This is a genomic window from Natrarchaeobaculum sulfurireducens, from assembly GCF_003430825.1.
GTDB classification, from domain to species: Archaea; Halobacteriota; Halobacteria; order Halobacteriales; family Natrialbaceae; genus Natrarchaeobaculum; species Natrarchaeobaculum sulfurireducens.
Map to the genome: position 1 here is coordinate 1,691,209 of NZ_CP024047.1, position 23,527 is coordinate 1,714,735.

General features: G+C 60.9%; 21 protein-coding genes, 1 tRNA gene and 3 rRNA genes. 12 read left to right on the top strand and 13 right to left on the bottom strand.

What is annotated here, in order from left to right; all coding sequences use genetic code 11:
• Positions 1-49 precede the first annotated feature (49 nt).
• Positions 50-901, top strand: coding sequence for a triphosphoribosyl-dephospho-CoA synthase (locus AArc1_RS09575; protein ID WP_117364156.1), 852 nt, complete (start codon positions 50-52; stop codon positions 899-901).
• The gene (locus AArc1_RS09580; protein ID WP_117364157.1) at positions 898-1,521 is read left to right on the top strand and encodes a DUF447 domain-containing protein; all 624 of its coding nucleotides are present in this window, start codon (positions 898-900) and stop codon (positions 1,519-1,521) included. Before AArc1_RS09575 ends, AArc1_RS09580 begins: the two co-directional genes overlap by 4 nt.
• Before the next feature lie 12 nt (positions 1,522-1,533).
• Here the strand turns inward: AArc1_RS09580 and AArc1_RS09585 are convergent, their stop codons facing one another.
• Positions 1,534-2,535, bottom strand: coding sequence for a hypothetical protein (locus AArc1_RS09585; protein WP_117364158.1), 1,002 nt, complete (start codon positions 2,533-2,535; stop codon positions 1,534-1,536).
• Positions 2,536-2,761: 226 nt separating this feature from the next.
• Between AArc1_RS09585 and AArc1_RS09590 the strand changes: the two genes are divergently transcribed.
• Positions 2,762-2,953, top strand: coding sequence for a 30S ribosomal protein S17e (locus AArc1_RS09590; protein WP_117364159.1), 192 nt, complete (start codon positions 2,762-2,764; stop codon positions 2,951-2,953).
• Between the two features lie 216 nt (positions 2,954-3,169).
• Here AArc1_RS09590 and AArc1_RS09595 read toward each other — a convergent pair whose 3' ends face one another.
• Complete coding sequence (locus tag AArc1_RS09595) at positions 3,170-3,427, bottom strand: hypothetical protein (protein ID WP_117364160.1); 258 nt, start codon at positions 3,425-3,427, stop codon at positions 3,170-3,172.
• A 218-nt stretch (positions 3,428-3,645) separates the two neighbouring features.
• Between AArc1_RS09595 and asd the strand changes: the two genes are divergently transcribed.
• Both asd and AArc1_RS09605 read left to right on the top strand, forming a co-directional pair.
• The gene (gene asd, locus AArc1_RS09600) at positions 3,646-4,680 is read left to right on the top strand and encodes an aspartate-semialdehyde dehydrogenase (protein ID WP_117364161.1); all 1,035 of its coding nucleotides are present in this window, start codon (positions 3,646-3,648) and stop codon (positions 4,678-4,680) included.
• Between the two features lie 167 nt (positions 4,681-4,847).
• The gene (locus AArc1_RS09605) at positions 4,848-5,279 is read left to right on the top strand and encodes a DUF7344 domain-containing protein (RefSeq protein WP_117364162.1); all 432 of its coding nucleotides are present in this window, start codon (positions 4,848-4,850) and stop codon (positions 5,277-5,279) included.
• Between the two features lie 89 nt (positions 5,280-5,368).
• On the opposite strand, the gene AArc1_RS09610 is transcribed toward AArc1_RS09605, so the two are convergent.
• Together AArc1_RS09610 and AArc1_RS09615 are read right to left on the bottom strand one after the other, a co-directional pair.
• Positions 5,369-5,791 (bottom strand): universal stress protein, encoded by a 423-nt coding sequence (locus AArc1_RS09610; RefSeq protein ID WP_117364163.1) that lies wholly within the window; start codon positions 5,789-5,791, stop codon positions 5,369-5,371.
• A 166-nt stretch (positions 5,792-5,957) separates the two neighbouring features.
• On the bottom strand, positions 5,958-6,968 hold the full coding sequence (locus tag AArc1_RS09615) for a D-2-hydroxyacid dehydrogenase (RefSeq protein WP_117364164.1): 1,011 nt from the start codon (positions 6,966-6,968) through the stop codon (positions 5,958-5,960).
• 119 nt (positions 6,969-7,087) lie between these two features.
• On the opposite strand from AArc1_RS09615, the gene AArc1_RS09620 reads away from it, so the two are divergent.
• The gene (locus AArc1_RS09620) at positions 7,088-8,479 is read left to right on the top strand and encodes an NAD(P)/FAD-dependent oxidoreductase (protein WP_117364165.1); all 1,392 of its coding nucleotides are present in this window, start codon (positions 7,088-7,090) and stop codon (positions 8,477-8,479) included.
• 837 nt (positions 8,480-9,316) lie between these two features.
• Here AArc1_RS09620 and rrf read toward each other — a convergent pair.
• From rrf to AArc1_RS09640, 4 genes are all read right to left on the bottom strand, one after another.
• Positions 9,317-9,438, bottom strand: a 5S ribosomal RNA gene (gene rrf, locus AArc1_RS09625).
• A 132-nt stretch (positions 9,439-9,570) separates the two neighbouring features.
• Positions 9,571-12,490, bottom strand: a 23S ribosomal RNA gene (locus tag AArc1_RS09630).
• A gap of 252 nt (positions 12,491-12,742) precedes the next feature.
• Positions 12,743-12,814: transfer RNA gene (locus tag AArc1_RS09635), tRNA-Ala, on the bottom strand.
• A gap of 183 nt (positions 12,815-12,997) precedes the next feature.
• Positions 12,998-14,469: ribosomal RNA gene (locus AArc1_RS09640) — 16S ribosomal RNA — on the bottom strand.
• Together the 16S, 23S and 5S rRNA genes with 1 tRNA gene alongside form the textbook arrangement of a ribosomal RNA operon.
• Before the next feature lie 881 nt (positions 14,470-15,350).
• Here AArc1_RS09640 and AArc1_RS09645 point away from each other — a divergent pair.
• From AArc1_RS09645 to AArc1_RS09655, 3 genes are all read left to right on the top strand, one after another.
• Positions 15,351-15,572: a hypothetical protein gene (locus tag AArc1_RS09645; protein WP_117364166.1), complete on the top strand. Its 222-nt coding sequence runs from the start codon at positions 15,351-15,353 to the stop codon at positions 15,570-15,572.
• 37 nt (positions 15,573-15,609) lie between these two features.
• Entirely contained in the window at positions 15,610-16,908 is a 1,299-nt protein-coding gene (hisD, locus tag AArc1_RS09650; protein ID WP_117364167.1) for a histidinol dehydrogenase, read from the top strand.
• A 101-nt stretch (positions 16,909-17,009) separates the two neighbouring features.
• Positions 17,010-17,384, top strand: coding sequence for a HesB/IscA family protein (locus AArc1_RS09655; RefSeq protein ID WP_117364168.1), 375 nt, complete (start codon positions 17,010-17,012; stop codon positions 17,382-17,384).
• 85 nt (positions 17,385-17,469) lie between these two features.
• Here the strand turns inward: AArc1_RS09655 and AArc1_RS09660 are convergent, their stop codons facing one another.
• Positions 17,470-17,670: a dodecin gene (locus AArc1_RS09660; RefSeq protein ID WP_117364169.1), complete on the bottom strand. Its 201-nt coding sequence runs from the start codon at positions 17,668-17,670 to the stop codon at positions 17,470-17,472.
• A gap of 179 nt (positions 17,671-17,849) precedes the next feature.
• On the opposite strand from AArc1_RS09660, the gene AArc1_RS09665 reads away from it, so the two are divergent.
• Positions 17,850-19,055: a pyridoxal-phosphate-dependent aminotransferase family protein gene (locus AArc1_RS09665; protein ID WP_117364170.1), complete on the top strand. Its 1,206-nt coding sequence runs from the start codon at positions 17,850-17,852 to the stop codon at positions 19,053-19,055.
• Between the two features lie 12 nt (positions 19,056-19,067).
• Here AArc1_RS09665 and AArc1_RS09670 read toward each other — a convergent pair whose 3' ends face one another.
• Together AArc1_RS09670 and AArc1_RS09675 are read right to left on the bottom strand one after the other, a co-directional pair.
• Positions 19,068-19,373, bottom strand: a complete 306-nt coding sequence (locus tag AArc1_RS09670; protein WP_117364171.1) for a DUF7116 family protein — start codon at positions 19,371-19,373, stop codon at positions 19,068-19,070.
• A gap of 226 nt (positions 19,374-19,599) precedes the next feature.
• Positions 19,600-19,839, bottom strand: coding sequence for a DUF5816 domain-containing protein (locus AArc1_RS09675; RefSeq protein WP_117364172.1), 240 nt, complete (start codon positions 19,837-19,839; stop codon positions 19,600-19,602).
• Positions 19,840-20,018: 179 nt separating this feature from the next.
• Between AArc1_RS09675 and AArc1_RS09680 the strand changes: the two genes are divergently transcribed.
• Entirely contained in the window at positions 20,019-20,429 is a 411-nt protein-coding gene (locus AArc1_RS09680) for a universal stress protein (RefSeq protein ID WP_117364173.1), read from the top strand.
• A 35-nt stretch (positions 20,430-20,464) separates the two neighbouring features.
• On the opposite strand, the gene AArc1_RS09685 is transcribed toward AArc1_RS09680, so the two are convergent.
• Together AArc1_RS09685 and AArc1_RS09690 are read right to left on the bottom strand one after the other, a co-directional pair.
• Positions 20,465-20,902, bottom strand: coding sequence for a universal stress protein (locus tag AArc1_RS09685; protein ID WP_117364174.1), 438 nt, complete (start codon positions 20,900-20,902; stop codon positions 20,465-20,467).
• A gap of 73 nt (positions 20,903-20,975) precedes the next feature.
• Positions 20,976-21,968 carry a mechanosensitive ion channel family protein gene (locus AArc1_RS09690; RefSeq protein WP_117364175.1) on the bottom strand — a complete coding sequence of 331 codons (993 nt, stop codon included), beginning with the start codon at positions 21,966-21,968 and terminating at the stop codon, positions 20,976-20,978.
• Positions 21,969-22,207: 239 nt separating this feature from the next.
• On the opposite strand from AArc1_RS09690, the gene trmB reads away from it, so the two are divergent.
• A complete protein-coding gene (gene trmB / locus AArc1_RS09695) occupies positions 22,208-23,272 on the top strand; it encodes an HTH-type sugar sensing transcriptional regulator TrmB (protein WP_117364176.1) in 1,065 nt (354 codons plus the stop codon).
• Positions 23,273-23,527: the final 255 nt, after the last annotated feature.

The window sequence follows — 23,527 nt, forward strand, 5'->3', positions numbered from 1 at the left end:
CGCATGCCCAGTCGGGGCGTTCAAGCCGGCGGCGTGTGTTACTTCGGCTATGCAAACGCCAGCGCAAAACGCACAGCTGGCCCTCCTGCTCGAGGTCGCCGGGACACCGAAACCGGGCAACGTCGACCGCCATCGTGACCTCACAGACCTGCGATTCGAACACTTCCTCGCGGGCGCGGTGGGGGCACAACGGGGCCTCGAGATGGCCCAAAACGGGGCCGCTGTCGGCCCGTCGTTCGAACAAGCCGTCGCGGAAATGGCCGATCAGGGCGGGGGGAACACCCAGTTCGGTGCACTGTTGTTGCTCGTCCCGCTGGTCAGGGCCGCTCGCGACGACCTCACGAAGCCCGTCGTCGAGGGAGTCGTCGAGGGGACGACGGTCGCCGACGCGGCAGCGTTCTACCGCGCGTTCGAGCACGTCGACGTCTTCGTCTCCGACCCACCGACCGAACTGGACGACCTCGACGTTCGCCGCGGGAGCGAGGCCATCCCAGCGATTGAAGACCGTGGACTCACGCTGTTCGACATCCTCGAGCGGGGCGTCCCCGGTGACGACGTCGCCCGCGAGTGGGTTACGGGATTCGAACGCTCGTTCGCGGCCGCGAACCAACTCGCCGACGCCAACGGCGCACTCTCGGAACGAACTGCGTCGGTATTCCTCTCGTTGCTCGGCGACCGCCCCGATACTCTCGTCGCGAAACGCTCCGGCGAGGCCATCGCCGCCGAGGTAACCGACCGTGCGGCTGCACTTGCCGACCGAAACGCCGTGCAGACGGACCGAGCGGCTGTCGACGCTTTCGCCGACGAACTCGTCGAGCACGGGATCAATCCAGGGACGACCGCAGACGTGACCGCTGCCGGACTGTTCATCGCCCTCGAGCACGACATACTCGAGATATGAGCGATGACACCGGAGACCCAGCTCGCGACGAGACTGGCGATCCCGACGACGGAGCGTGGCCGGTGGACCTGACAGGCGTCACCGAGTCGGTCGTCACGACCCTCGGCCCGAACGGCCGCTGGAACGCCGCTGCCCTCGGCCTCTTCGAGGGTGCGCCGATCACCGCGACGACCTGGGGGAACACTCGAACCCGACGGAACTTCCACCGCCAGGGGGGTGGCTACGTCCAGTTCGTCGATGATCCCGTCACGTTCGCCGAAGCTGCCTGCTCGATCGTCGAGTTCGACGAGCCCGTCCTCAAGGCCGCGGCCGCCTGGACGCGGGTGTCCGTCGAGCGGATCGATCAAGGAACCGACGAGGGAACCGAGTGGGAGCGGTGGGCGCTCGAGCCACTCGAGTCGACCATCGAGCGTCGGACCGTTCCGACGATCGACCGCGGCTTCGGGGCCGTCATCGAGGCGACCGTCGCGGCCTCCCGGCTTGGCGTCGACGGCTACGACCAGGACCGGCTTCGAACGCGCCTCGAATACTGCGCGTCGGTCGTCGACCGCGCGGGTGACGAGCGCGAGCGAGCGGCCCTCGAAGTCGTCCGGGAACACTCCCCCTGGAGACTCGAGTGAGTCGCGCGTCGGCTAGTCGCCGATTTTGGCCGCCGGGTCGGGAGCCCCACCGGACTCCTGGTGGTCTTCTTCGATCGGCTCCTCGTTCTCTGCTTTCTCTACGAGCTCGGCGAACCGATCGGATCGCTCCTCGACCCACGCCATCGTCTCGCTGTCCGGTGTGTGATCGCGCTGTTCGACGAGGAACGTCGTGATCACGACCGTTTTGACCCACGGCTTGACGATTCCGGTGTGGACGACCGCGACCATCCCACCGACCAGAAGCCACGACAGGGCCTCGATCGTCGTCGGAAGGAAATCGAGGGCGACTGCAAGCGGGGCCAACACCATCGCCAGCACGAACGCAAGCGCGTACATCCCGAAGACGATCGCGATCGTCGATCCGAGGACCAGTTTCCAGGTCTTTCCGTAGAGAACGACGCCGTCCCGTGCCGACCGCCAGGTGTTCTCGGTATCGTCGACGAAGATGTACGCGAGGATGGCATTGTCGAGATAGGACACGGCCATCGTGATCGACCGCTCGAGCAACGTGAACAAGACCTGAATATTTCGCGGGACCGGAACGGGGAGGAGTTGCTGAAACCGCGCAACCGATCGGCTCAGCTGTCTGAGAACAGCGTCGATCACTTCGTCGACGACCCACAGTCCGCTCGCCGAGAAGAAGTTTTCACCGACCTGCTCGACGCCGTAGCGGATCTGGTTTTCAGGAACGGTGTCCGTCTCGACGGCAGTCGCGATGACGGCGATGTGACCGGCTTTCACCATGTAGAGGACGTATCGCTGTATCAGCCGCCACACGAACGCGAAGACGGCGAGTACAGCGAGCATAGCGACTGCGACGACAAGCAAACTCACCCCACCGCCAGCCCAGAGAAACCGATACACGAGCCACAGCGCGAGCCCGAAGTAGGCCACGCCGAGGAGTGCGAACAGGACACCGATACCGAACTGCAACAGGACGTACGGCCACGTCTTCTTGTAGACGCTGGTTGCCTTCCTGAAATGAAGTACCATGCGATAGTTGGTTGCGTTTTCATAGTTAAACTCGAGGACAGCATCACCAGTGACACACCGCGAACCTGGACCGAGATGGCTACGCCTTCGAATGGAGTCGACGAGCGGCCGTCGAGCGCTCGAGGCTCGTCCGGGACAGCTCGTTCGGTCGCCAGTCGACTCTCTTCGAACTCGGTCACCGACCGAAAGAGAAAGGGATTAAGAGCCTCTGGACGAACGATTGGACATGGCAATCAAACCGGCCTACGTCAAGAAGACCGGGAACATCCTCCTGGAACAGTACCCGGACGCGTTCACGACCGACTTCGAACAGAACAAAGAGAGCGTCAACAAACTCACGAACGTCGAATCGAAAGGCGTCCGAAACCGGATCGCCGGCTACGTCACCCGCAAGAAGAGTTCGCAGGCCGCAGCGTAAATCGGCTGTTCTACTCGAGTTCGCTTCCCGTCAGCGAACGCGCCGATAGCCACTCGAGACGTTCAAAGAACGATTACGACAGTGTTTGGCCCGAATCAGGATAATCGATCCAACGAGAGATGGGATCGAGCGATTGGACATACTGGCAAACAGTAGTCAGCGAAGAGAATTTGCCGGAGACACGGCGTCGTCTCACACGAGTTCTGTCCAACAGTGTCAGTGGTCGAAGCCCGGCTCCATGAACGCCGCCATGAAGAGGGCGGTGACAGCGACGAGCAGCGCAAGCATGAATCCGACGAGGCCGGTCAGGATCGAGAGTTCGGTCCCAGCGACCGGCAGCGTCGACTCCTGATACCCCGTCCAGAGGAAGGCCACGCTGGCCAACAGGGAGATAACGCCGACACCTGCCGAGACGATGCTGAACGGCGATTTGAACAGGCCGATGTTGTCGGAACTCGTAGACGAGGCCGTCATTCGGACCACCCCTGGTCGTCGCCGACCGGTCGCTGAGCCGTTCCCATCGCGTGACGTTCGCGTTGCATTGGTCTCTAGATATCACCCCGGTTTCTTAATCCCTTCTATGCAGGCTCTTCAAGTACAGCGGCCACGTCGACGCCAAACGACCGGTGTAGAACCGACCGGATCGACACAAATCCAAACGGTTTTGCGGGCACACGACCGAGTGGCGGAAAATGGCAGTACGAGTTGGCGTACTCGGTGCGACCGGCGCCGTCGGACAGCGATTGATTCAGCTCCTCGAGCCCCACCCCGACTTCGAGATCGCGGCGCTAACCGCGAGCGAGTCGAGCGCCGGCAAGACGTATCGACAGGCGGCCAAATGGCGCGTCGACAGCCCCATCCCCGCGGACGTCGCCGAGATGACCGTCACGGCGACCGATCCCGCGGAGGTCCCAAACGACGTCGACCTCCTCTTTTCGTCGCTCCCCTCGAGTATCGGTTCCGAGGTCGAACCCGACTTCTGTGAGGCGGGCTACGTCGTCTCCTCGAACTCCTCGAACGCCCGGATGGCGGAGGACGTTCCCCTCGTCATCCCCGAGGTCAACGCCGACCACATAGACTTGCTCGAGGTCCAGCGCGACGAGCGCGGCTGGGACGGCGCTCTCGTGAAAAACCCCAACTGCTCGACGATCACCTTCGTCCCGACGCTCGCCGCGCTCGAGGAGTTCGGCCTCCAGCGAGTCCACGTCGCCACCCTGCAGGCCGTCTCCGGTGCTGGCTACGACGGCGTCAGTTCGATGGAGATCATCGACAACGCCATCCCCTACATCGGCAGCGAAGAGGACAAACTCGAGACCGAATCGAAGAAACTGCTGGGTACGTTCGAGGGTGCAGCACTCGACCTCCACGACGTCGAGGTCGGTGCGTCCTGTAACCGCATCCCGACGATCGACGGCCACCTCGAGAACGTCTTCGTCGAGACCGAATCCGACGTGAGCCCCGAGGAAGCCGCCGAGGCTATGCGCGAGTACCCCGGCCTCGACCTGCCCTCGTCGCCGGGCCAACTCATCGAAGTCTTCGAGGAACCAGACCGACCACAGCCACGACTCGACCGCACCCTCGGCGATGGAATGAAGATCTCCGCCGGCGGTATCCGCGAATCGACGTTCGGCCTCCAGTACAACTGCCTCGCCCACAACACGATGCGTGGCGCAGCCGGCGCGAGCGTCCTCAACGGCGAACTGCTGCTCGAGAAGGGCTACCTCTAGAGCCCACTCGTTATTTTCGACGCCACTGGCGAGAACGATAGCACCGGCTGGCCAAACACACAGACCAGCACACCTGTTCGTCTATACCGGTGTCGCCGGTGATCGAGAGCGAGTTACCCACGCAATTTGGCGGTGCGTACTAACGCACTGGCTTCGTACGACCGACCGTGTTACCCGTCATCTCCGACCCCGAATCGCTGCGTTCGCCGGCGTCGACGTCACCGGCGACCGACGACGCGGCCTCGCTGCTGTCGGACCCGCGGTATCGAACGATCCTCGAGCACCTCCAGACAACGGCCACGCCGACGTCAGTCGTCGACCTCGCTGACCACCTCGTGCTCGAGGAGACGGGCGACGAGCGAGCCCGTATCGCCGAGCTCGGGGATGCGCTGCTCGGAACCCGTCGGTGTCTCCGGCTCTCGCTTCGACACGCCCACCTGCCGGCGCTCGCCGACGCCGGCCTCGCCACCTTCGATCCCGCGACGAACCTCGTCTCGCTGGCCGACCCGGGAGCCGACCTCCTCGCTCGAGGGAAATCGGGCGACGAGCGCGAGATGACAGTTGCTCGGACTGACGGCGGCGAGTCATCCACGCGATAACGTCACCAGACGGAAGATAACTCGAGTTGGTTCGTCACTCGCCAGCATCTCGGCTCTCACTGGTCGCCTACCGTTCTTTTGACGTCACCTCACTTGGGGAGTGTAACGACGGGTACCTTCGCCTCCCTGACCAGCCGGCGAGCCACGTCGCCGGTCAGCAACTCAGCGATCCGGTTCCCCTTCCGGGGGTTGAACACGACCGCATCTGCCTCACGCTCTTCGGCAGCCTCGAAGATCGTCTCGACGACGTCGGTGCCGTACAACGTCGCCGTCTCCACGGTTGCAGGCGAGTCCGCGAGTGCCTCGCGGGCGCGCTCGTAGATCTCCTCGGCGTACTCCTTGCGCCGCTCCAGGGGAGCTTTGTCGATCGCACCGCCACCCTTCTCGATCACGTTGACAAGGACGACGGTGCTCGAGGACTCGACATACGCTGCAAGCGCCGTTGCGGTTCGCTCGGCGTCGTCCGGGTCGGCGAGCGGAACGATCACCGTGTCGTCGAACGTAAGCGTCATCGACGTCCCCCGGTTCGCGTCGTCAATCCGTCGGTCGATACGACAGCACAGCTGCGAGCGTCGACGCCTGGGTGCTGGTTCATACGCACCATTGGAGATAGACCGTCAAAAAAGTACACACGGGCGCGGCGATTACCGACTCGGTAGCCTCCGATCCAGCCTCGAGTCAGGGAACGACCTGATTCTCTAAAGCCGCGGCTGGCCCCTTTTCGTCCACTCGCCGGACGTTTGCGGCGACGATGTCGGCCAGTCGATCGTAGTACTTCGGCGTGTGTCCTGCGTTGTGTGGGGTGATCTGAACGTTCCCGAGGTTCCACAGTGGGTGGTCTTCCGGGAGCGGTTCCGGATCAGTCACGTCGAGCGATGCGCCGCGAATCTGGCCCGAGCGCAATGCTGTGAGCAGCGCATCCGTGTCGACGACCGGACCGCGCGCGACGTTCACGATCACCGACTCCGGGCTAAGAGTCGTTAGCGCTGCACTGTCGACGAGCCCGCGTGTCGTCTCGGTGAGCGGACAGGCCAACACGAGATAGTCGGTCCGAGCGAGGGCACCGTGGAACGAATCGCGGTCGAAGCCGACCACGTCGTCCGTGGGCCCACCTTTTTCCGGAGAGTATCGAACGCCAACCGTTTCGACGCCGAACGGCTCGAGACGGTCTGCGACCGCCGTCCCGATCGCGCCCAGTCCGACGATCGTAACCGTCGATCCCTGCAGTTCGTGGGCCTTGTAGTGTCGCCACTCTCGACGGCGCTGTCTGCGGGCAGCGACGTGAAACCGCCGCGTGAAGTGCAGGATCGACCCAAGGACGTGCTCGCCCATGTTCGGCCCGTGAACCCCGGAAGCGTTCGTCACAGTGACACCACGGTCAGAGAGCGCGTCCATCGGCAAATGGTCGGTCCCAGCATACGCGCAGGCGAACACCTCGAGGTTCTCTGCAGCCTCGAGAAGGTCGTCCTCGAACGTCATCCCCGTGACGTACCGCGAGGTGCGGATCGCGTCTCGCTCTTCGGCCGGCGTCCGTGCGAGTTCGACCGTGTGGTCCGGCAGTCGGTCACGAATCGCCTCGACGTACCGTTCGACCGGCACGCCGTGGGTTCCCCGCCGCAGAACGAGGACGTTCGTCGAATCGGTTCCCGTCGGCTCACGTCCGGAATCGTCACCATCGTGTTCCGTCATGTACGGGTGCTTGACCGACGTGATTAAAAACGTTCGTCTCACGGTTACCAGCCCGTTGCCATCGATTCCAGGCCCGAAATGCAGGCAGTTTAATACGGGCCGCTGAGTCCACAGAGAATATGGAACGCGTAGACGTCGCGATCGTCGGTGGTGGTCCCGCGGGTACGTCCGCGGCGGAACGGGCCGCTTCCCATGGCGCCGAGACGGTCCTGTTCGAGCAGGGTGTCCCCCGGGAGGACCGCGACGCGCTCGGGCCGGACTCGACCGACGCAGCCGGCATACTCGATTACTGGATCGACATTATGGATTTCGACTACCGAGAGATTCCCGACGGCGTGATCCATCGGGAACTTGAGGCCACCGAATTCATCGGCCCGTCGTCAGCCCTCGAGTTGACGACGACGGGGATCGACGCGAGCTACCCCAAGTTCGGCTACACCTTTCACCGAACGCGAATGGACGACTGGCTCCACGAACGCGCGACCGACGCCGGAGCCGAGATCCGCATCGGAACGAGCGTCACCGACCTCGAGACAAACCTTCGAGCCTCGAGTCCAAAAGGACCAACCCACACGCTCACTCTCTCGAGCGGCGACCAGCTCGAAGCCCAGTACGTCGTCCTCGCTGACGGTCCACAACGTCGGGTGACGATCGACGCACTCGATCAGTTCACCCCACCCGGACGAAGCATCTCGAATCACCTCTCGCCACCCGAAGCCAACCACATCGCCTACCAGGAGTACCGCGAGTTCCCTCCGGAGCTGTTCGAGGAGTTCGACGACCGGCTTAAATTCTGGTGGGGATATATCCCCGGCGAGACCGCCTACCCCTGGGTATTCCCTAACGACGGCACCGTCGCCCGTGTCGGGCTCACGATGCCGATTGGCATGCGGCTCGAGGATGTCGACAATCCAAGTTCATACGTGCTCTTAGAACCCGACGACGAAACACTCCCATCGGGCTCCGAGTACATCACCCGTCTGCTCGAACGTGAATACGGTGACGAGTACGACGTCGAAACGGACATTCCGATCGCCGAAGACCGCGGCAAATCGAAGGGGACGGAAACGTACCCGATCTCGTCGACTCGACCGATCGACTCTCCCGTTGGTGCAAACATCGCCGTCGCCGGCGGTGCGATGGGAGCCACTTCCGCGTTCCACGAGGGCGGCTACCACGTCGCCGTCCGAACCGGAAAGATCGCTGGACGACTCGCTGCGACCGACTCGCTCGAGCACTACAACGAACTCTGGAAGCGAGCGATCGGCGACGAAATCTTGCGCAACGTCGCCTTCGCCGACATCGTCGAGGACTACGAACCCGACGACTGGGACCGGGCGTTCGACGTCGTTACCGACATGCAAGCTGACGGCGCCGACGACGTCTTGCTCTCGAAGCGGTACTCTGCAGGACTCGACGCGATGAAGATTCTGGCGGGCTACAAGAAGCGAAAGTACCGTTATCGCAACGGCAACTACGTCCAGTTTGTCGAAGACCAGTATCTCTACTGATCTCGGCTTTCGACCAGTGCACTACGCTGGCTCCTCCATTCCGCTCCGATAGCGTATTGATCTGTCTTTATTCGAGGTGTAATCCGCTACGTCCCCCCGGGCGATGACCGCCGACGAGTCATACCGCACCGTCCCGTTCGGATGCGATCTCCCAACCAAACCGTCCCCGGCAACTTCAGCGAGCCGAGACATGTCCGGAGCGGCCTAGCTCGGGGAAAACGTGATGAAAACGGCTCCGTTACCCTTGGCAAGTATACTTTGAAATGTATTACTCGGCTTCCCCTCCCTCGAGCGTCAGTCGATCGTAGCCAGACTGAAACCGTTAAACGGCTCCCACTCGTATGTTAATTGCGTGCCTCTAGTCCCCGTCCGAGTATACCCATTCGGGTGCGATGACGGAACGGCGAACCCGGGCACGCCACACTACTGAACTGGGGACCGCTTCTGTGTCCCCCACCCGGCACGAGGGTTAGCCAGCTGACACGGCATGCCGCCACGGGATGAGGCTGGACGTTAGTGTTCCGGGTGACACATCCAACTGCTTGATACTGGATAGACTCATCAGGCCGTCTTATCGGTGACGCGTGATTTCGACCGTCCGTGAACAGTCGGCACCAGCTCGCTATTACTGAAATGTATCTCGAACAAGATTATATTTTGTGAACATAGCTGTCGGCGAGCCGCCAGTAGCCGTTTGTGTGACAGCGACCAGTACCAAGCGGCGCTGGCGCTGGCGCTGGCGGGGAACGCACGAAAGTTCGACACCGTACGCTATCCAGTTCACAAATACGGATAGCCCCCAGAGCTGCTGCTCTGGAGGCTTAATCCTATATGAGTAGTCGGCGGCGAATCCACGTTCCCAGAGGGTCTCCCACTCCAGTACTTGCCGATACGCGGGCGAGCTTATCTTCCGTGTTCGGGATGGGTACGGGAGGTCCCTCGCCGCTCTGGCCGCCGTAACGCCGATCGACGGAGTCGAACCGTCACAAGACCATCATCGGTCGTATGTCATGTCTAATACCGTGTGTACGTGTAGTCCAGTTTGCGTCTGGACCCGTTCTCGGGTCCGATCCAAATGCGTTGTAGTTATGAGTGTGTGGCTTGGCCGATTAGTGCTCGCGGGCTCAACGTCTCGTTGCCTCGACGCGTACACCCCGAGTCTATCGAACTCGTCTTCTACGAGTGGCCTCCGCGGTTCCTCTTTTCCAGGTGGGTTTCCGGCTTAGATGCGTTCAGCCGTTACCCCGTGGTGCGTGGCTGCCCGGCACGTGCTCTCTCGAACAACCGGTACACCAGTGGCACCCATTCGTAGTTCCTCTCGTACTATACGAACGTTCCCGTCAGGAACCAATAACACCCCCAATAGATAGCAGCCGACCTGTCTCACGACGGTCTAAACCCAGCTCACGACCTCCTTTAATAGGCGAACAACCTCACCCTTGCCCGCTTCTGCACGGGCAGGATGGAGGGAACCGACATCGAGGTAGCAAGCCACCCGGTCGATATGTGCTCTTGCGGGTGACGACTCTGTTATCCCTAAGGTAGCTTTTCTGTCAGCAATTGGCCGCATCAAGCAGCCGAATTGGTTCGCTAGACCACGCTTTCGCGTCAGCGTCCGTTGTTGTGCCGGACACTGTCAGGCTTCCGTATGCTCTTGCGCTCTTTCCCGAGTCTCCGACTCGGGTGAGGAAACCTTGGGGCGCGCTCGATATCTTTTCAAGCGCGTACCGCCCCAGTCAAACTGCCCGGCTACCGGTGTCCTCCGCCAGGAGTGAGAGTCGCAGTCACTACCGGGTAGTATTTCAATGATGCCTCGGTGGCCCGCTAGCGCGGGTACCTGTGTAATGGCTCCTACCTATGCTGCACAGTAGCGACCACGTCTCAGCGACAGCCTGCAGTAAAGCTCTATAGGGTCTTCGCTTCCCCTTGGGGGTCTCCAGACTCCGCACTGGAACGTACAGTTCACCGGGCCCAACGTTGGGACAGTGACGCTCTCATTCATCCATTCATGCAAGCCGCTACTGAAGCGGCAAGGTACTACGCTACCTTAAGAGGGTCATAGTTACCCCCGCCGTTAACGGGTCCTTCGTCCCATTGTACTGGGTGTTCAGATACCCGCACTGGGCAGGATTCAGTGACCGTACGAGTCCTTACGGATTTGCGGTCACCTATGTTGTTACTAGACAGTTGGAGCGTCCGAGTCACTGCGACCTGCCTCTTTCCGAGGCAGGCATCCCTTCTTCCGAAGGTACGGGACTAACTTGCCGAATTCCCTAACGTCGGTTATTCCCGACAGACCTTGGCTTTCGCCGCCACGAGTACCTGTGTCGGATCTCGGTACGGACAGTGTGCTTGCCTTTTCACGGGCTCTAGGTTGACCTCTCTTGCGCTATCCAGCCATTCGTTCGCTTCCTGCCATTACGGCTTCCACGAATTTCGACTGTTCGACCGGGCGAAAGCCCGGTAGAGGCGGCCCCAAAGCGTCGGCTTTGAGTGCACACTGGCATAGGAATATTAACCTATTTCCCTTTCGACCTGCTCGATCTACGGCAGGACTTAGGACCGGCTAACCCTCAGCTGATCAGCATTGCTGAGGAACCCTTACTCGTTCGGCCGTCGGGGTTCTCACCCGACTCACGCTGCTACTATGACCAGGATTTTCGTTACCGCACGGTCCACACGAAATCTCTTCCGTGCTTCCACCCGAACGGAACGCCAACCTACGGGATCGCACTCACTGACTGCGCCGCTAGGTCTCGGTGGTGGACTTGAGCCCCGATCATTTTCGGCGCCGCAAACCTCGGCCGGTAAGCTGTTACGCTTTTCTTAGAGGGTAGCTGCTTCTAAGCTCACCTCCCGGCTGTCTAGGGCTTGCGACCACCTTCGATCGCACTTAGTCCACACTTGGGGACCTTAACCCAGCTCTGGGTTGTCTCCCTCACGGTACACAGGCTTACCCCGCGCACCGGACTCCCCGCGTCGACGGCGTTCGTAGGTTCGGAGTTGGACAGGGAGGCACACTCCTCTCGGAGTGCGATCTCCCAATCCGTCGCTCTACCCCACGAACTACCTCGGCGGAGGTCATGCTTCGACATGTTTCGGTTGGAACCAGCTGTTTCCGGATTCGATGGGCCTTTCACCCCTAGACATAGATCACGCGAGGGTATTGTAGGACACCAACGCTAACGGGCCTCCACGTGGCTTTCGCCACGCTTCGCCCTGCCCATGCCTAGATCATCCGGTTTCGGGTTGTGCCCGATTGACTCCCCGCCCTTGAAGACGGCGGCCCTCACACAAAGTGCTGCGGCCATGTCGGTTTCCCTCTGCCTTCCCTGATACTCAGGTTAGACTCGCCAATCAGGCACACTCCCTGGTCCGTTTTTCAAAACGTACGACGGAACTTCGGCTCCCCGAGATTTCTACTGGCAACTCGCGTTGCGGTCGTTTCTCTCAGGGCCTTCTAAGCCCCGTCGCTCTATCGCCAACTGATTTCACGCCCTATTGCACCTCCCTTCTTGGGGTGCTTTTCAGCGTTCGCTCACGCTACTTGTTCGCTATCGGTCTTGAGGAGTGTTTAGTCTTCGCGGTCGATGCCCGCGATCTTCACGAGGGATATCCAACCCCCGATACTCTGGAGCTGACTCGTTCGGTACTCATCCGTACTACGGGACTGTCACCCTGTCTCGTGCTCTGTTCCAAGAGACTTCCTACAGATTTTCGTGAAGTGATCGTCAGTCCGAACACCACATTGCCCGAAGGCTTCGGTTTGGACTGCGTCGCGTTCACTCGCCGTTACTAACGACATCGCGTTTGCTTTCTTTTCCTGCCGATACTGAGATGTTTCAGTTCTCGGCGTTCCCCATTGCGCGAAGCAATTGCGGTGGGGATTCCCATTCGGAAATCCTGAGTTCTTCCCCTCCGTGCGGGTCCCTCAGGCTTATCGCAGCTTGGCACGTCCTTCTTCAGCTCTCAAGCCGAGCGATCCACCAGCTGGCACAGTAGCCACGTTCATCGGATCGACGTTGCGATAGAATCGCAACGGAATGTCGTCACACCGAAGTGTGACGATTGTGACCCGGGAACGGGTCCAGTGGACGCCTGGACTACACGTACACACGGTCTCATCTGCACGCCCGCTGACTAACGGGCCTGCATCAACCCTTCCCACTCACGCTTGCGCGGAGTGGTGCATCGGTTTCGTTCGGATCAGATCAAAGTTCCTTGCCACACTTAAGGGCACGGATCTCGATCCCATCCGAGGTATGGACCCACTGGGATTCGAACCCAGGGCATCCTCCTTGCAAAGGAGGCACTCTCCCACTGAGCTATGGGCCCACCCCTGTCTCACGTCTCACGACAGCGAGACAGGGTGTTATGTTAGCCTTGGTAGTTCAAAGGTGCCCGATCGGCCGACGATGGGTCGATCGAACGTAGACCGTGTGGCGCAAAGCGCCACGGTTCGCCGTAGCGTAAAACGCTACATAAGGTGGGTCAGGCCATCGGCCTGATCCCGATCTGTGGAGGTGATCCAGCCGCAGATTCCCCTACGGCTACCTTGTTACGACTTAAGCCCCCTTGCGAAGCCCAGATTCGACCCCTGACGGGGCCTCATCCGGACCTCACTCGGGTGCTTTGACGGGCGGTGTGTGCAAGGAGCAGGGACGTATTCACCGCGCCCTTCTGAGGCGCGATTACTACCGAATCCAGCTTCATGCGGGTGAGTTTCAACCCGCAATCCGAACTACGATCGAGTTTCGGAGATTAGCGTCTCCTCTCGGAGTTGCATCCCACTGTCTCGACCATTGTAGCCCGCGTGTCGCCCAGCACATTCGGGGCATACTGACCTACCGTTGCCCATTCCTTCCTCCAGTTTGGCACTGGCAGTCTCCCTAATGTACCCAACTACCGCAAGGGTATTGCTGGCAATTAGGGACGTGGGTCTCGCTCGTTGCCTGACTTAACAGGACGCCTCACGGTACGAGCTGACGGCGGCCATGCACCTCCTCTCAGTAGCTCCAGTAAGCTCATCATACTGACCTTCACAGCATACTGTCGGTGCTGGTGAGATGTCCGGCGTTGAGTCCAATTAAACCGCAGGCTCCTCCGGTTGTAGTGCTCCCCCGCCAATTCCTTTAAGTTTCATCCTTGCGGACGTACTTCCCAGGCGGTCTGCTTCACGGCTTCCCTACGGCACACCACAGGCTCGTAGCCTGTGGCACACCTAGCAGACATCGTTTACAGCTCGGACTACCCGGGTATCTAATCCGGTTCGTGACCCGAGCTTTCGTCCCTCACCGTCGGATCCGTCTTCCTGAGGCGCTTTCGCCACCGGTGGTCCGTCCAGGATTACGGGATTTCACTCCTACCCCAGACGTACCCCTCAGGTCTTCCGGTCCCAAGCCACGCAGTTTCCACCGGACGCCCGCGCGTTAAGCGCGCGGATTTCCCGACGGACTTGCCTGGCCAGCTACGGACGCTTTAGGCCCAATAATAGCGGTCATCACTTGGGCTGCCGGTATTACCGCGGCGGCTGGCACCGGTCTTGCCCAGCCCTTATTCGCCTACCACCTTACGGTAGGAAAAAGCGAGGACGATATGCCCTCGCACTTGGAGTCCCCTTATCGCACTCGCGTGCAGTGTAAAGGTTTCGCGCCTGCTGCGCCCCGTAGGGCCCGGTATCTTGTCTCAGATACCGTCTCCGGGCTCTTGCTCTCACAACCCGTACCGATTATCGGCACGGTGGGCCGTTACCCCACCGTCTACCTAATCGGCCGCAGCCACATCCTATGGCGCCGGAGCATTTCTGAGTCCCGGCAGTTCCAGCCTGGGACTCGTATCCCGGATTAGTCTCAGTTTCCCGAGGGTATCCGGATCCATAGGGTAGTTTGGCCACGTGTTACTGAGCTATCTGCTACGAGTCTGAACTCGTGCAACTAGCATGGCTAAATCGGACTCCAATAGCAATGACCTCCGGCAGGATCAACCGGAATGCTATAACTCCCTGTGAAGGGAGGGTTTGGCGGTGAATGCTAATGCACTCACACTAAATGGGTCCACGTTCGGTGACCGCGATCGACGACCGATCTGGCGTCACCGAACTACCAAGGCTAACATCAGATCCCATCTGTACGGCGGACCGCAGGGGTGAAATCCTCATTTCCTTCGGACCTAATCGTAAGCCACCAGGAGTACATAACCCCTTCGACTTCGAGCAGGCCCAAGACGACGGACCGAATCCAACGGCCCGTCCATCACGCGTTCTTTGCAACCGTATCCGAACAGCCTCGTACACTTAAGGGCAACGGATCGGTCGCGCTCCGGAAACCACATCCGGCGACGCGTTCTGCGTATCATATCGGAGTTGGCCCATGTATATAAGGGCGTCGTCCTGTGGTCGCCAGAAGCGACCGGAACGCAGCACGATTCATTACCCACCGTGAGCGCCGACTTCGATCGACGTTCCAACGAGGCGGGGATAGGTTCCTGCCTCCGTGCCGGAACACGGCCGGAGGGAACGTGGCCGCGTGGGCCACGTCGTTTGCATTCTAACCGAGTGCCGGGTCATTACATAAGGCCGTCGTCTTAGATACAGGGTGATCCACGTTGGGTAGTCACGAACGAAAACGGCACACGTACTTCGAATTTCGTCTCGAGCTGCGCACAACGTGGTGATACAAAAGCGGTAGGATAGAGTGAAGTGCTATGCTCAGCACAGAGCAGTGAAACCCACCTGTGCGATCACCGAAAAGAGCACGTGACCGGCTGACGGACGCCGAGCAGTAGAGATATGGATGACCCGTTAGCGTAGACGAAGCCGGAATCCGGAGACGGTAGCCGATAGGATTTAGCGACCACAGACGTAGAGTTGCGTATGGATCGATCCGGATTCGTCAAACTCGCAGTTATCGGGTTCGGGCTCGTCATCGCGAGTTTTTTCGTCCGAGGGTTCGGCCAACTCGCGTTCGGACGCGACGTCGCCGAGTTGCTTCAGGCACCGATTATCCTAGCCGGGTTCGTGGTACTCGTTTACCTCTTCGTGCGGGCGACCTTAGACGCCATCGGAATCTGGGAGGTCGAGAACCCGGACGCGTAAGGAAACCGTTTTTCGACGAGCACACGAACGCACGCGTATGGATGTTAATGTGCGGGCGATCGCGAATCTCGGGCCGGACGATCGCACCGCCTTTTTCGAGCGCGACGCAGGAATCGAAGCGATCAGAAACGACGTGCGTGAGATCGTCGATCGGGTTCGAACGGAGGGTGACGTCGCTGTCAGAGAATTTACTGAAGAGTTCGACGGCGTCACTGTTGGCAACCTCGAGATCACCGACGAGTGCGAACGAGCACTGGACGACGTAGACGAGGAGGTGCAGGCGGCCATCGAGACGGCTGTTGCGAACGTCAGGGAGTTCCACGAGGCACAACTACCCGAAGACTGGCGCCGAGAGTTCACCGAGGGACGCGAGCTGGGGCGTCGCTTCCGGCCGCTCGAGCGCGTCGGGGTCTACGTTCCTGGGGGTTCGGCGGCGTACCCCTCGAGTGCGGTCATGGGCGTCGTCCCGGCGAAAGTCGCGGGCGTCGAGCACGTGTCGGTTGTAACGCCGCCGGCGGACGAACTGAATCCAGTGACCCTCGCGGCGATTCACCTCGCGGGCGCGGACGCCGTCTACAGCGTTGGTGGCGCACAGGCCATCGGAGCGCTGGCCTCCGGGACCGAGACGATCGATCGAGCACAGAAGATCGTCGGACCGGGGAACAAGTGGGTGACGGCTGCCAAAGCCGAAGTTAGAGGGGACGTCGAGATTGACTTCCTCGCGGGCCCGAGCGAAGTGGTCGTCGTCGCCGACGAGACGGCCGATCCTGGCCTTGTGGCGAGTGAACTGGTCGCCCAGGCCGAACACGACCCAAACGCGTCGGTGGTGGCCGTAACCGACGACGAACCGACCGCCGAAGCCATTGGGGCAGCCGTCGACGAACAGGCGGGCGCACGCGAGCGCGAAGAGGTAATCCGTCAAGCGCTGTCCAACGAGACGAGTGGCGTTCTCTATGGTCGGTCGATGAGTGAAGCGATCCTCTTCACTGAAGCGTATGCTCCCGAGCACCTCGGAATCGTCGCCGAAGACGACGAGGCGATCCTCGAGCGCATCGACAGCGTCGGCAGTGTTTTCCTGGGGCCGGACACCCCTGTCGCTGCGGGAGACTACGCGAGTGGGACGAATCACGTCCTGCCGACTAACGGGGGAGCGCGTGTAACCGGTGGGCTGTCGGTCGAGACGTTCCTGCGTTCGACGACGGTCCAGCGACTCTCGTCGACTGGTCTCGCAGAGATCGGTGATGCGATCACCACACTGGCCGAGGCAGAAGGACTCGAGGCCCACGCTGAGAGTGTCAGACGACGCCTCGAGCGGACCGAAGGGAGAGACCCGTAACCGCGCCACGTCGCTCGGTTTCTTCGGCAAGTAAACCAAATCAGGCTAGCATCACCTCGAGTGGCGTCACAGTTAACATCGTCGCGCCGGAATAAGGTGATATGAGCACGAACAGCGTGGACGGCGAAAGCGCGGAAACGCGCCCCAGGATCGAAGTGACAGAAAATGCGGCCGAGCAGGCGCTTTCGTTGCTCGAAAGCGAGGGGCTCGATCCCTCTGAGGCGGGCCTTCGTCTGTTCGTTCAGCAAGGCGGCTGTGCTGGCCTCTCGTATGGCATGCGCTTCGACGACGCGCCAGATGACGACGACACGATCTACGTACACCACGATCTGCGGGTGTTCGTCGACCCAGCGAGCCAGAAGTACATCGAAGGGAGTGTGCTGGACTTCGAACAGGGACTCCAGTCACAGGGGTTCCACGTCGAGAACCCGAACGTCGTCAGCGAGTGTGGGTGTGGAGAATCGTTCCGGACATAGCGGCTGTCGGTATCGACGTCCACGTCCGTTTTTCACTCGAGGCCCGTGACGCAGAGCGGTGAGACTCGAGAGAGCGGGCCGATCGTCAGTCCTCGAGTTCGAAGGCGACGGTGACTTCGGCCTGGTACTCCCGGTTTTCAGCGCTCGCGATTTCGACGCCGAGTTCGTCGACTTCGATCCAGTAGACGTTCTGAAGCGTTGCCTCGGCGCGGTCGATGGCGTCGTCCGCGGCATCGTCAAAACTCTCCGTGCTGGTTCCGATCAGCGTGATCTTCTTGAACACCATTGCCTCCAGATGTACACCATGATAGCTCATCAATGTATGGCTAGTGATTGCAGCAATCACAGTCTGTGACCTGTCGTCGGTCGTATCGGACCAGCCGGTCGACCGGGGCGGCTTGCGTGTGATCGTACGGATATCCGATGCGAGAACGTTTTTACGGGTGCCGAAACGACGTATCGCGCATGGCAGGTACTGACGATTCGATCGACGTATCCGAGATCGGCGAACTGACGCCACCGGAGCGAACGCTGATGGGACCCGGACCGAGCGACGTCAATCCACGTGTCCTGCGTGCGATGAGTACGCCGCTCGTGGGTCATCTCGATCCATCGTTCGTCGAGATCATGGACGAGGTCCAGGAGCTATTGCGCTACACTTTCCGGACTGACAACCGGTGGACGATCCCGGTGTCGGGAACCGGCTCGGCCGCCATGGAGGCTGCGATCGGGAACGTCGTCGAGCCCGGCGATACGATGCTCGTCCCCACGAACGGCTACTTCGGCAGTCGGATGGCCTCGATGGCCCGCCGCGCTGGCGGAGAGGTCGCCGAAGTCGACGCACCGTGGGGCGAACCGCTCGATCCCGACGATGTCAACGACGCACTCGCCGAACACCAGCCAGACGTCTTCGGCTTCGTCCACGCCGAGACCAGCACCGGGGTCCTCCAGCCGGACGTCCCCGAACTCACCGCGGCGGCCCACGACCACGACGCACTCGTGATCGCCGACACCGTCACCTCTCTCGGTGGTGTCGAGTTGCGCGTCGACGAGTGGGGAATCGACGTCGCCTACTCCGGCCCGCAGAAGTGTCTCTCCTGTCCGCCGGGTGCGAGTCCACTGACGCTTTCGGACGACGCGATGGAGAAGGTACTCTCCCGGGACGAAGACCCACGCTCATGGTACCTCGACCTCTCGTTGCTCGAGGGCTACTGGGGTGACGAACGCGCTTATCACCACACCGCACCAGTCACGAACGTCTACGCGATCCGCGAGGCCCTGCGGCTGGTCGCTGAAGAAGGCATCGAGGAGCGCTGGGCCCGCCACGAGCGGGTCGCCGGCGCGTTGAAAGCCGGCGTCGAGGCGATGGGGCTCGAGATGAACGCATCCGACGAATACTGGCTGCCGAGTCTGAACGCCGTTCGCGTGCCCGATGGAATCGACGACGGCGACGTCTGTTCGGCACTGCTCGAGCGCTACGATCTGGAGATCGCGAGCGGACTGGGCGATCTCGACGGCGAGATCTTCCGGATCGGCTGTATGGGCCACTCGGCCCAGCCGGGGAACGTGATCTTCGTCGTGACGGCACTCGGCGACGTACTCGAGTCGATGGGTGCGGACGTCGATCCGGGCGCGGGCGTAACGGCGACACGACGCGCGCTGCGAGAATAAGCTGAGCGGCGGTTAGGCCGAGACGCGCGGTCCCGGCGGGGCCCGTTCGACCTGATACTCTTCTCCGTCGACCACGATAATCGCCCACTCGTAGCTTGGCTGCTCTCGCTCGAGTGTCGCCTCGAGATCGTCGGCATCATCCGGCTGGACGACGAAACAGTGGAACTGCCCGGATGACGTCGGAAGCGTATAGTTCTCGAGGACCGGGTTTACGTGGACGACCTTCCACGCGCGTTCGGCACGAAACTCCGGCCCAGTTCCCTCGACGGTGTAACCGAGCTCTGCGAATATCGACCTGGCCTGCTCGACGAGTCGCATGTTAACAGGACCCATTCAGTGCATAGCTACAACGGCAATCATCATAAACGTTGGCACTCGACAAGCGATTACCGAAAGAGACTGACGGTTGCACGCAGTGAGAGCCAGTTCGTGAACACTCAAGCGATTACGTGCCGGTCAACTGAACAGTAATAGCATGTTAGGCCCTATCGGTGGCGTACGACCGGACAGCCCGGGAGCGATAAACGGTTTGTCGGTCCGACCGCTACTCGTGGGCGGCGTCCCACTCGGTGGGCTTGCGGAAGTTCCCACAAACGTTGCACTTGATCCGGCCCATAGAGTCCATCGCGTTGTCGATGCGTTCACAGTTCGTACAGAACCAGCCGTATCGGCGGTCACCGCTGCGTGATTCGTACGCAACGAGGAAGGGACCCTTCGATCCCCGATCCCCATCGCTCGAGGAGACGTAGACCGTCTTCCCGTCCTCGGTCGAAGTCGGGCGCATAGTCAGAGATTACGCTGCACGCGGTAAATGGCTGTCTGTCCGATACTATCGTCGCGAATAACGATCCGGGCGGGCAAAATCCACGATACGAAAGCAAGGTGCGTGAGTATGGGACGGTTACCCATCTAGGTTGGGGCCAACTGAAACCTTTACCCGGCCGCGTATCGTTCGAGTCCGTAATGGCGCTGGTCGTGGTCCCCGTTCGGTATCCCCTGTCGAAACACTCGAGGCGAACGCTCGAGCGGGCGATCCAGATCGCTCGCGAGCGTGATGCGACGTTAACGATCCTCCACGTTAATCTCTATCAGAACGGGAAGAAAGTGACGCGAATCGATCTGAAAAATGCCGTCGAACGATCGTTCGGCCCCCTTGAAAACGTCCGATACGTCGTCCGGACGGGATTTCTGGTCGAAGAGAGTATTCTCGACGAGGTGGCAGCCGAAGACGCCGACGCGGTCGTCATCGGAAACAAACAGGCAAGCAGGCTGCACCGACTTTTCCGGCGGTTCACCGACAATCCAGACATCGACCGCTACTTGCGAAACCACCTCGAGTGTGAGGTTATCACGGTCGAGAGCGCACGCGCGTAAGCAGAAAACGAATCGTCGTTTGGCGTCGCAGCGGATCAGGTTCCGGCGTCGCGAACCACGAACACCGGGACCGACGCGTTATCGACGACGCGTTCGGAGACGCTCCCGAGTGAGGTCACTTTCTCGCGTGGACTTTTCCCGCGCGTGCCGATAACGATGAGGTCGATGCCCTGTTCGTCGGCGTACTCGAGAATCGTCTTTGCGGGTGTTCCACTCTGGATCTCGCCGGTCGTCTCGAGGCCATCGTCTGCCGCGCGCGTCTCGATGTCGGCGACGGCGTCCTGTCCTTCGGCCTCGAGCGACTGGGCTAAAGTAGAGGCGTCGGCGTCGGACGCTGCAGCAGTGATCCGACTGTCGACGACGTACAGTGCATGAACCGTCGCGTCGTTGGCTGCTGCGATTGGGAGCGCGTGATCGAGCGTCTCGGAGACGGTATCGCTTCCGTCCGTCGGGATGAGAACGTCATCGTACATTTCGTAATCGTTTCGAGTTCGATCGGACGAGGTATAAAATACCACGGACGATACCAGCCGGCTGGAGTTTCGATTACTGCTCGCCAGAGCCTGGGGAGTCCTCACCGTGTTGGGCGGCCGGGTCGATAAATTGGCCGTCGGGTCCGACGTCGTCGACGGTCATACGTGCAACGCCGCTCGTTTCGTCGAAGACGTGATGTCGGTGTGGATAGGCGAACTCGACATCGAGATCGGTGAATCGATCGCGTACCGCTTGTTGGACCATCGACCGATCGACTGCCTGTCGGTACGGGTGTTTGAGCCAGACGTACAACTCGAGGACGATGCCGTTGTCCGCGTACTCGTTGATGACACACCGCGGTGCCGCGGCGTATCGTGCGCTGCCGATCCGAATGTCCGGACCGCCCGAGATGACGTTTTCAACACCTCGAGCAGCCCGCTCGGCTGTCTGACACGCCGACTCGAGATCGCTGTCGTAGGTGATCTCGAACGACACGGCGATACGCGTTCGTTCGTCTTCGGCGGAGTAATTGATCACGTCCCGTTGTTGGATTTCGGCGTTCGGGATGACGATAAACGTATTTTGCAGGGTGAAGATCTTCGTGTAGCGAATCGTGATATCCTCGACGAACCCCTTGTGCCCCTCGTCGGTGATCTCGATCATGTCGCCGATCTCGTAGGGGCGGTCAGCGAGGACGAACACACCGTTGATGAAGCTCCCGACGAGCGGCGCGAGCACGACGGCGATCACCGCAGAGATCACGGTCACCGACAGGAGGATTTCGGTGCCGCTGACCCCGAGTATGCTCGCAACGGTGACGACCGTGAGCAACAGAACAGAGAGCCTGACTCCACGTAAGACGGTTCGCGTGACGCTCGGACGTTCGATTCGGCGGGCGACCGACCGACCCGTAAGTCGAACTGCGAGTTTCGAGAGATACCAGCCGACGACGAGCACGACGACAGCAAGCCCGATTTCGACTGCGTAATCGGGAACGGGGCCGGGCAAAGTGCCCTCTACGTCCTCGACTGCGTCGGGCCCGTTCAGCTGAAAGACCGGTCGCATGGCATCACACTCATGCCCGTGGTGGTTAAGGGTTCTGACGGATCCGAACCAAGGTGAGGACTGCCTGTTCCGGAATCATACGGCTGATGGGCGACCTGGGGGAGGGTGGATGCAGACGACCTATCGGCCACGAGTGACCGACGGGCGACCCGCCGACTGGCGACAAACTACACTATTTCGGAAATGCGTGCTACTCGATGTGTAATAAATCATTTACCCATCGAGAACGTACCCCGAGTATGGCACCAGACGAACTGCGCTCGACGGTCGAGCGCGTCGGGGACCGGTTCAACCTCGGAGAGTACGAGATCGACGCCTATCTGACCGTCCTCGAGCAGGGCCAGCTCACGGCAAGCGAAATCGCCGACCGGACGGACATCCCCCAGCCACGGGTGTACGACACCGTTCGGAGCTTGAGCGATCGCGGCCTGGTCGAACTGCGCGAGTCCCGTCCGATGAAAGTCGTCGCAATCGATCCGAGCGAAGCGTTCGATAACGTCCAGACGTCACTCGAGCGAATGATCGACGAACTCGAGGCCCGCTACACCGCCCCCGCTCGAGAGACCGAGGCGGTTTCACTCGTCAAGTCGCGGTCGACGATCCTTCGATACCTAGAGGAGGTCATCGACGCCGCCGAGTACGAACTCTCGCTGTCGTTGACGCCAGATCTACTGGTTCGCTACGAAGACGAACTCTCGGCGACGATCGACGACGGCGTCAGCGTCGACCTGATCGTGACGCCAGCTTCCGAGGCCCCAGATCCGGAGGAGTTCGACTACTTCGAGGTCGCCACATCGGCCCGATCTCGGCGTGGAATCACGACCCCAGTCGTCGCTGTAGCCGACGGAAACTACTCGGTCTATGCGACCCAGGACGCCCTCCGTGACGACCAGGACCGCTACGGCGTCATCTTCAACCGGTCGGCGCTTGGGTTTCTGGTTTCCGCCTTCTTCGGAACGGTTCTCTGGACGACCGCCGAACGGACCCTCGGCGAGAACGGGACGGACCGCTCGTACCCACGTCGGTACGCCTCGATTCGCCGCTGTGTAAAAGACCTCATCGACGAAGGCGGAGAGTTCTATGCGACGATCGAGGGACGAGATGTCGAGGTCGGTGGAACGCGCATCGTCCGCGGCCGCGTGCTCGACGTCTCCTTCGAGGTGAGCGAGGAGGTCGCCGCGTTGACCGTCGAAACCGAGGACGGTACGAACGTGACCATCGGCGGCCGCGTCGCCGCACTCGAGGACATCGAGGCCCACGAGATTCACATCGGGCGACACGAACCGCCGGAGATCAAAGACTGAGCGCTCGCTGCTGACCCATCGGGGGGACTCGGACAGCAGTCGGCCGTGACAATCCCGTCTTTTCTCCACGTCACCGTCTGACCAGTACTGTCGCCCGTGGTTCTCGAGGGTGGTGTGGGAACCGTCATAGCGTACTCGACTGCGGGGTACCCCTTGGACACCTTTGCTCGCTGTTTCCGGGACGAGATCGGTGATCGCTACGCCGACGAACGTGACAGTGCGTATTCACTGTGTTTTCTACTGGACCGAGACTGA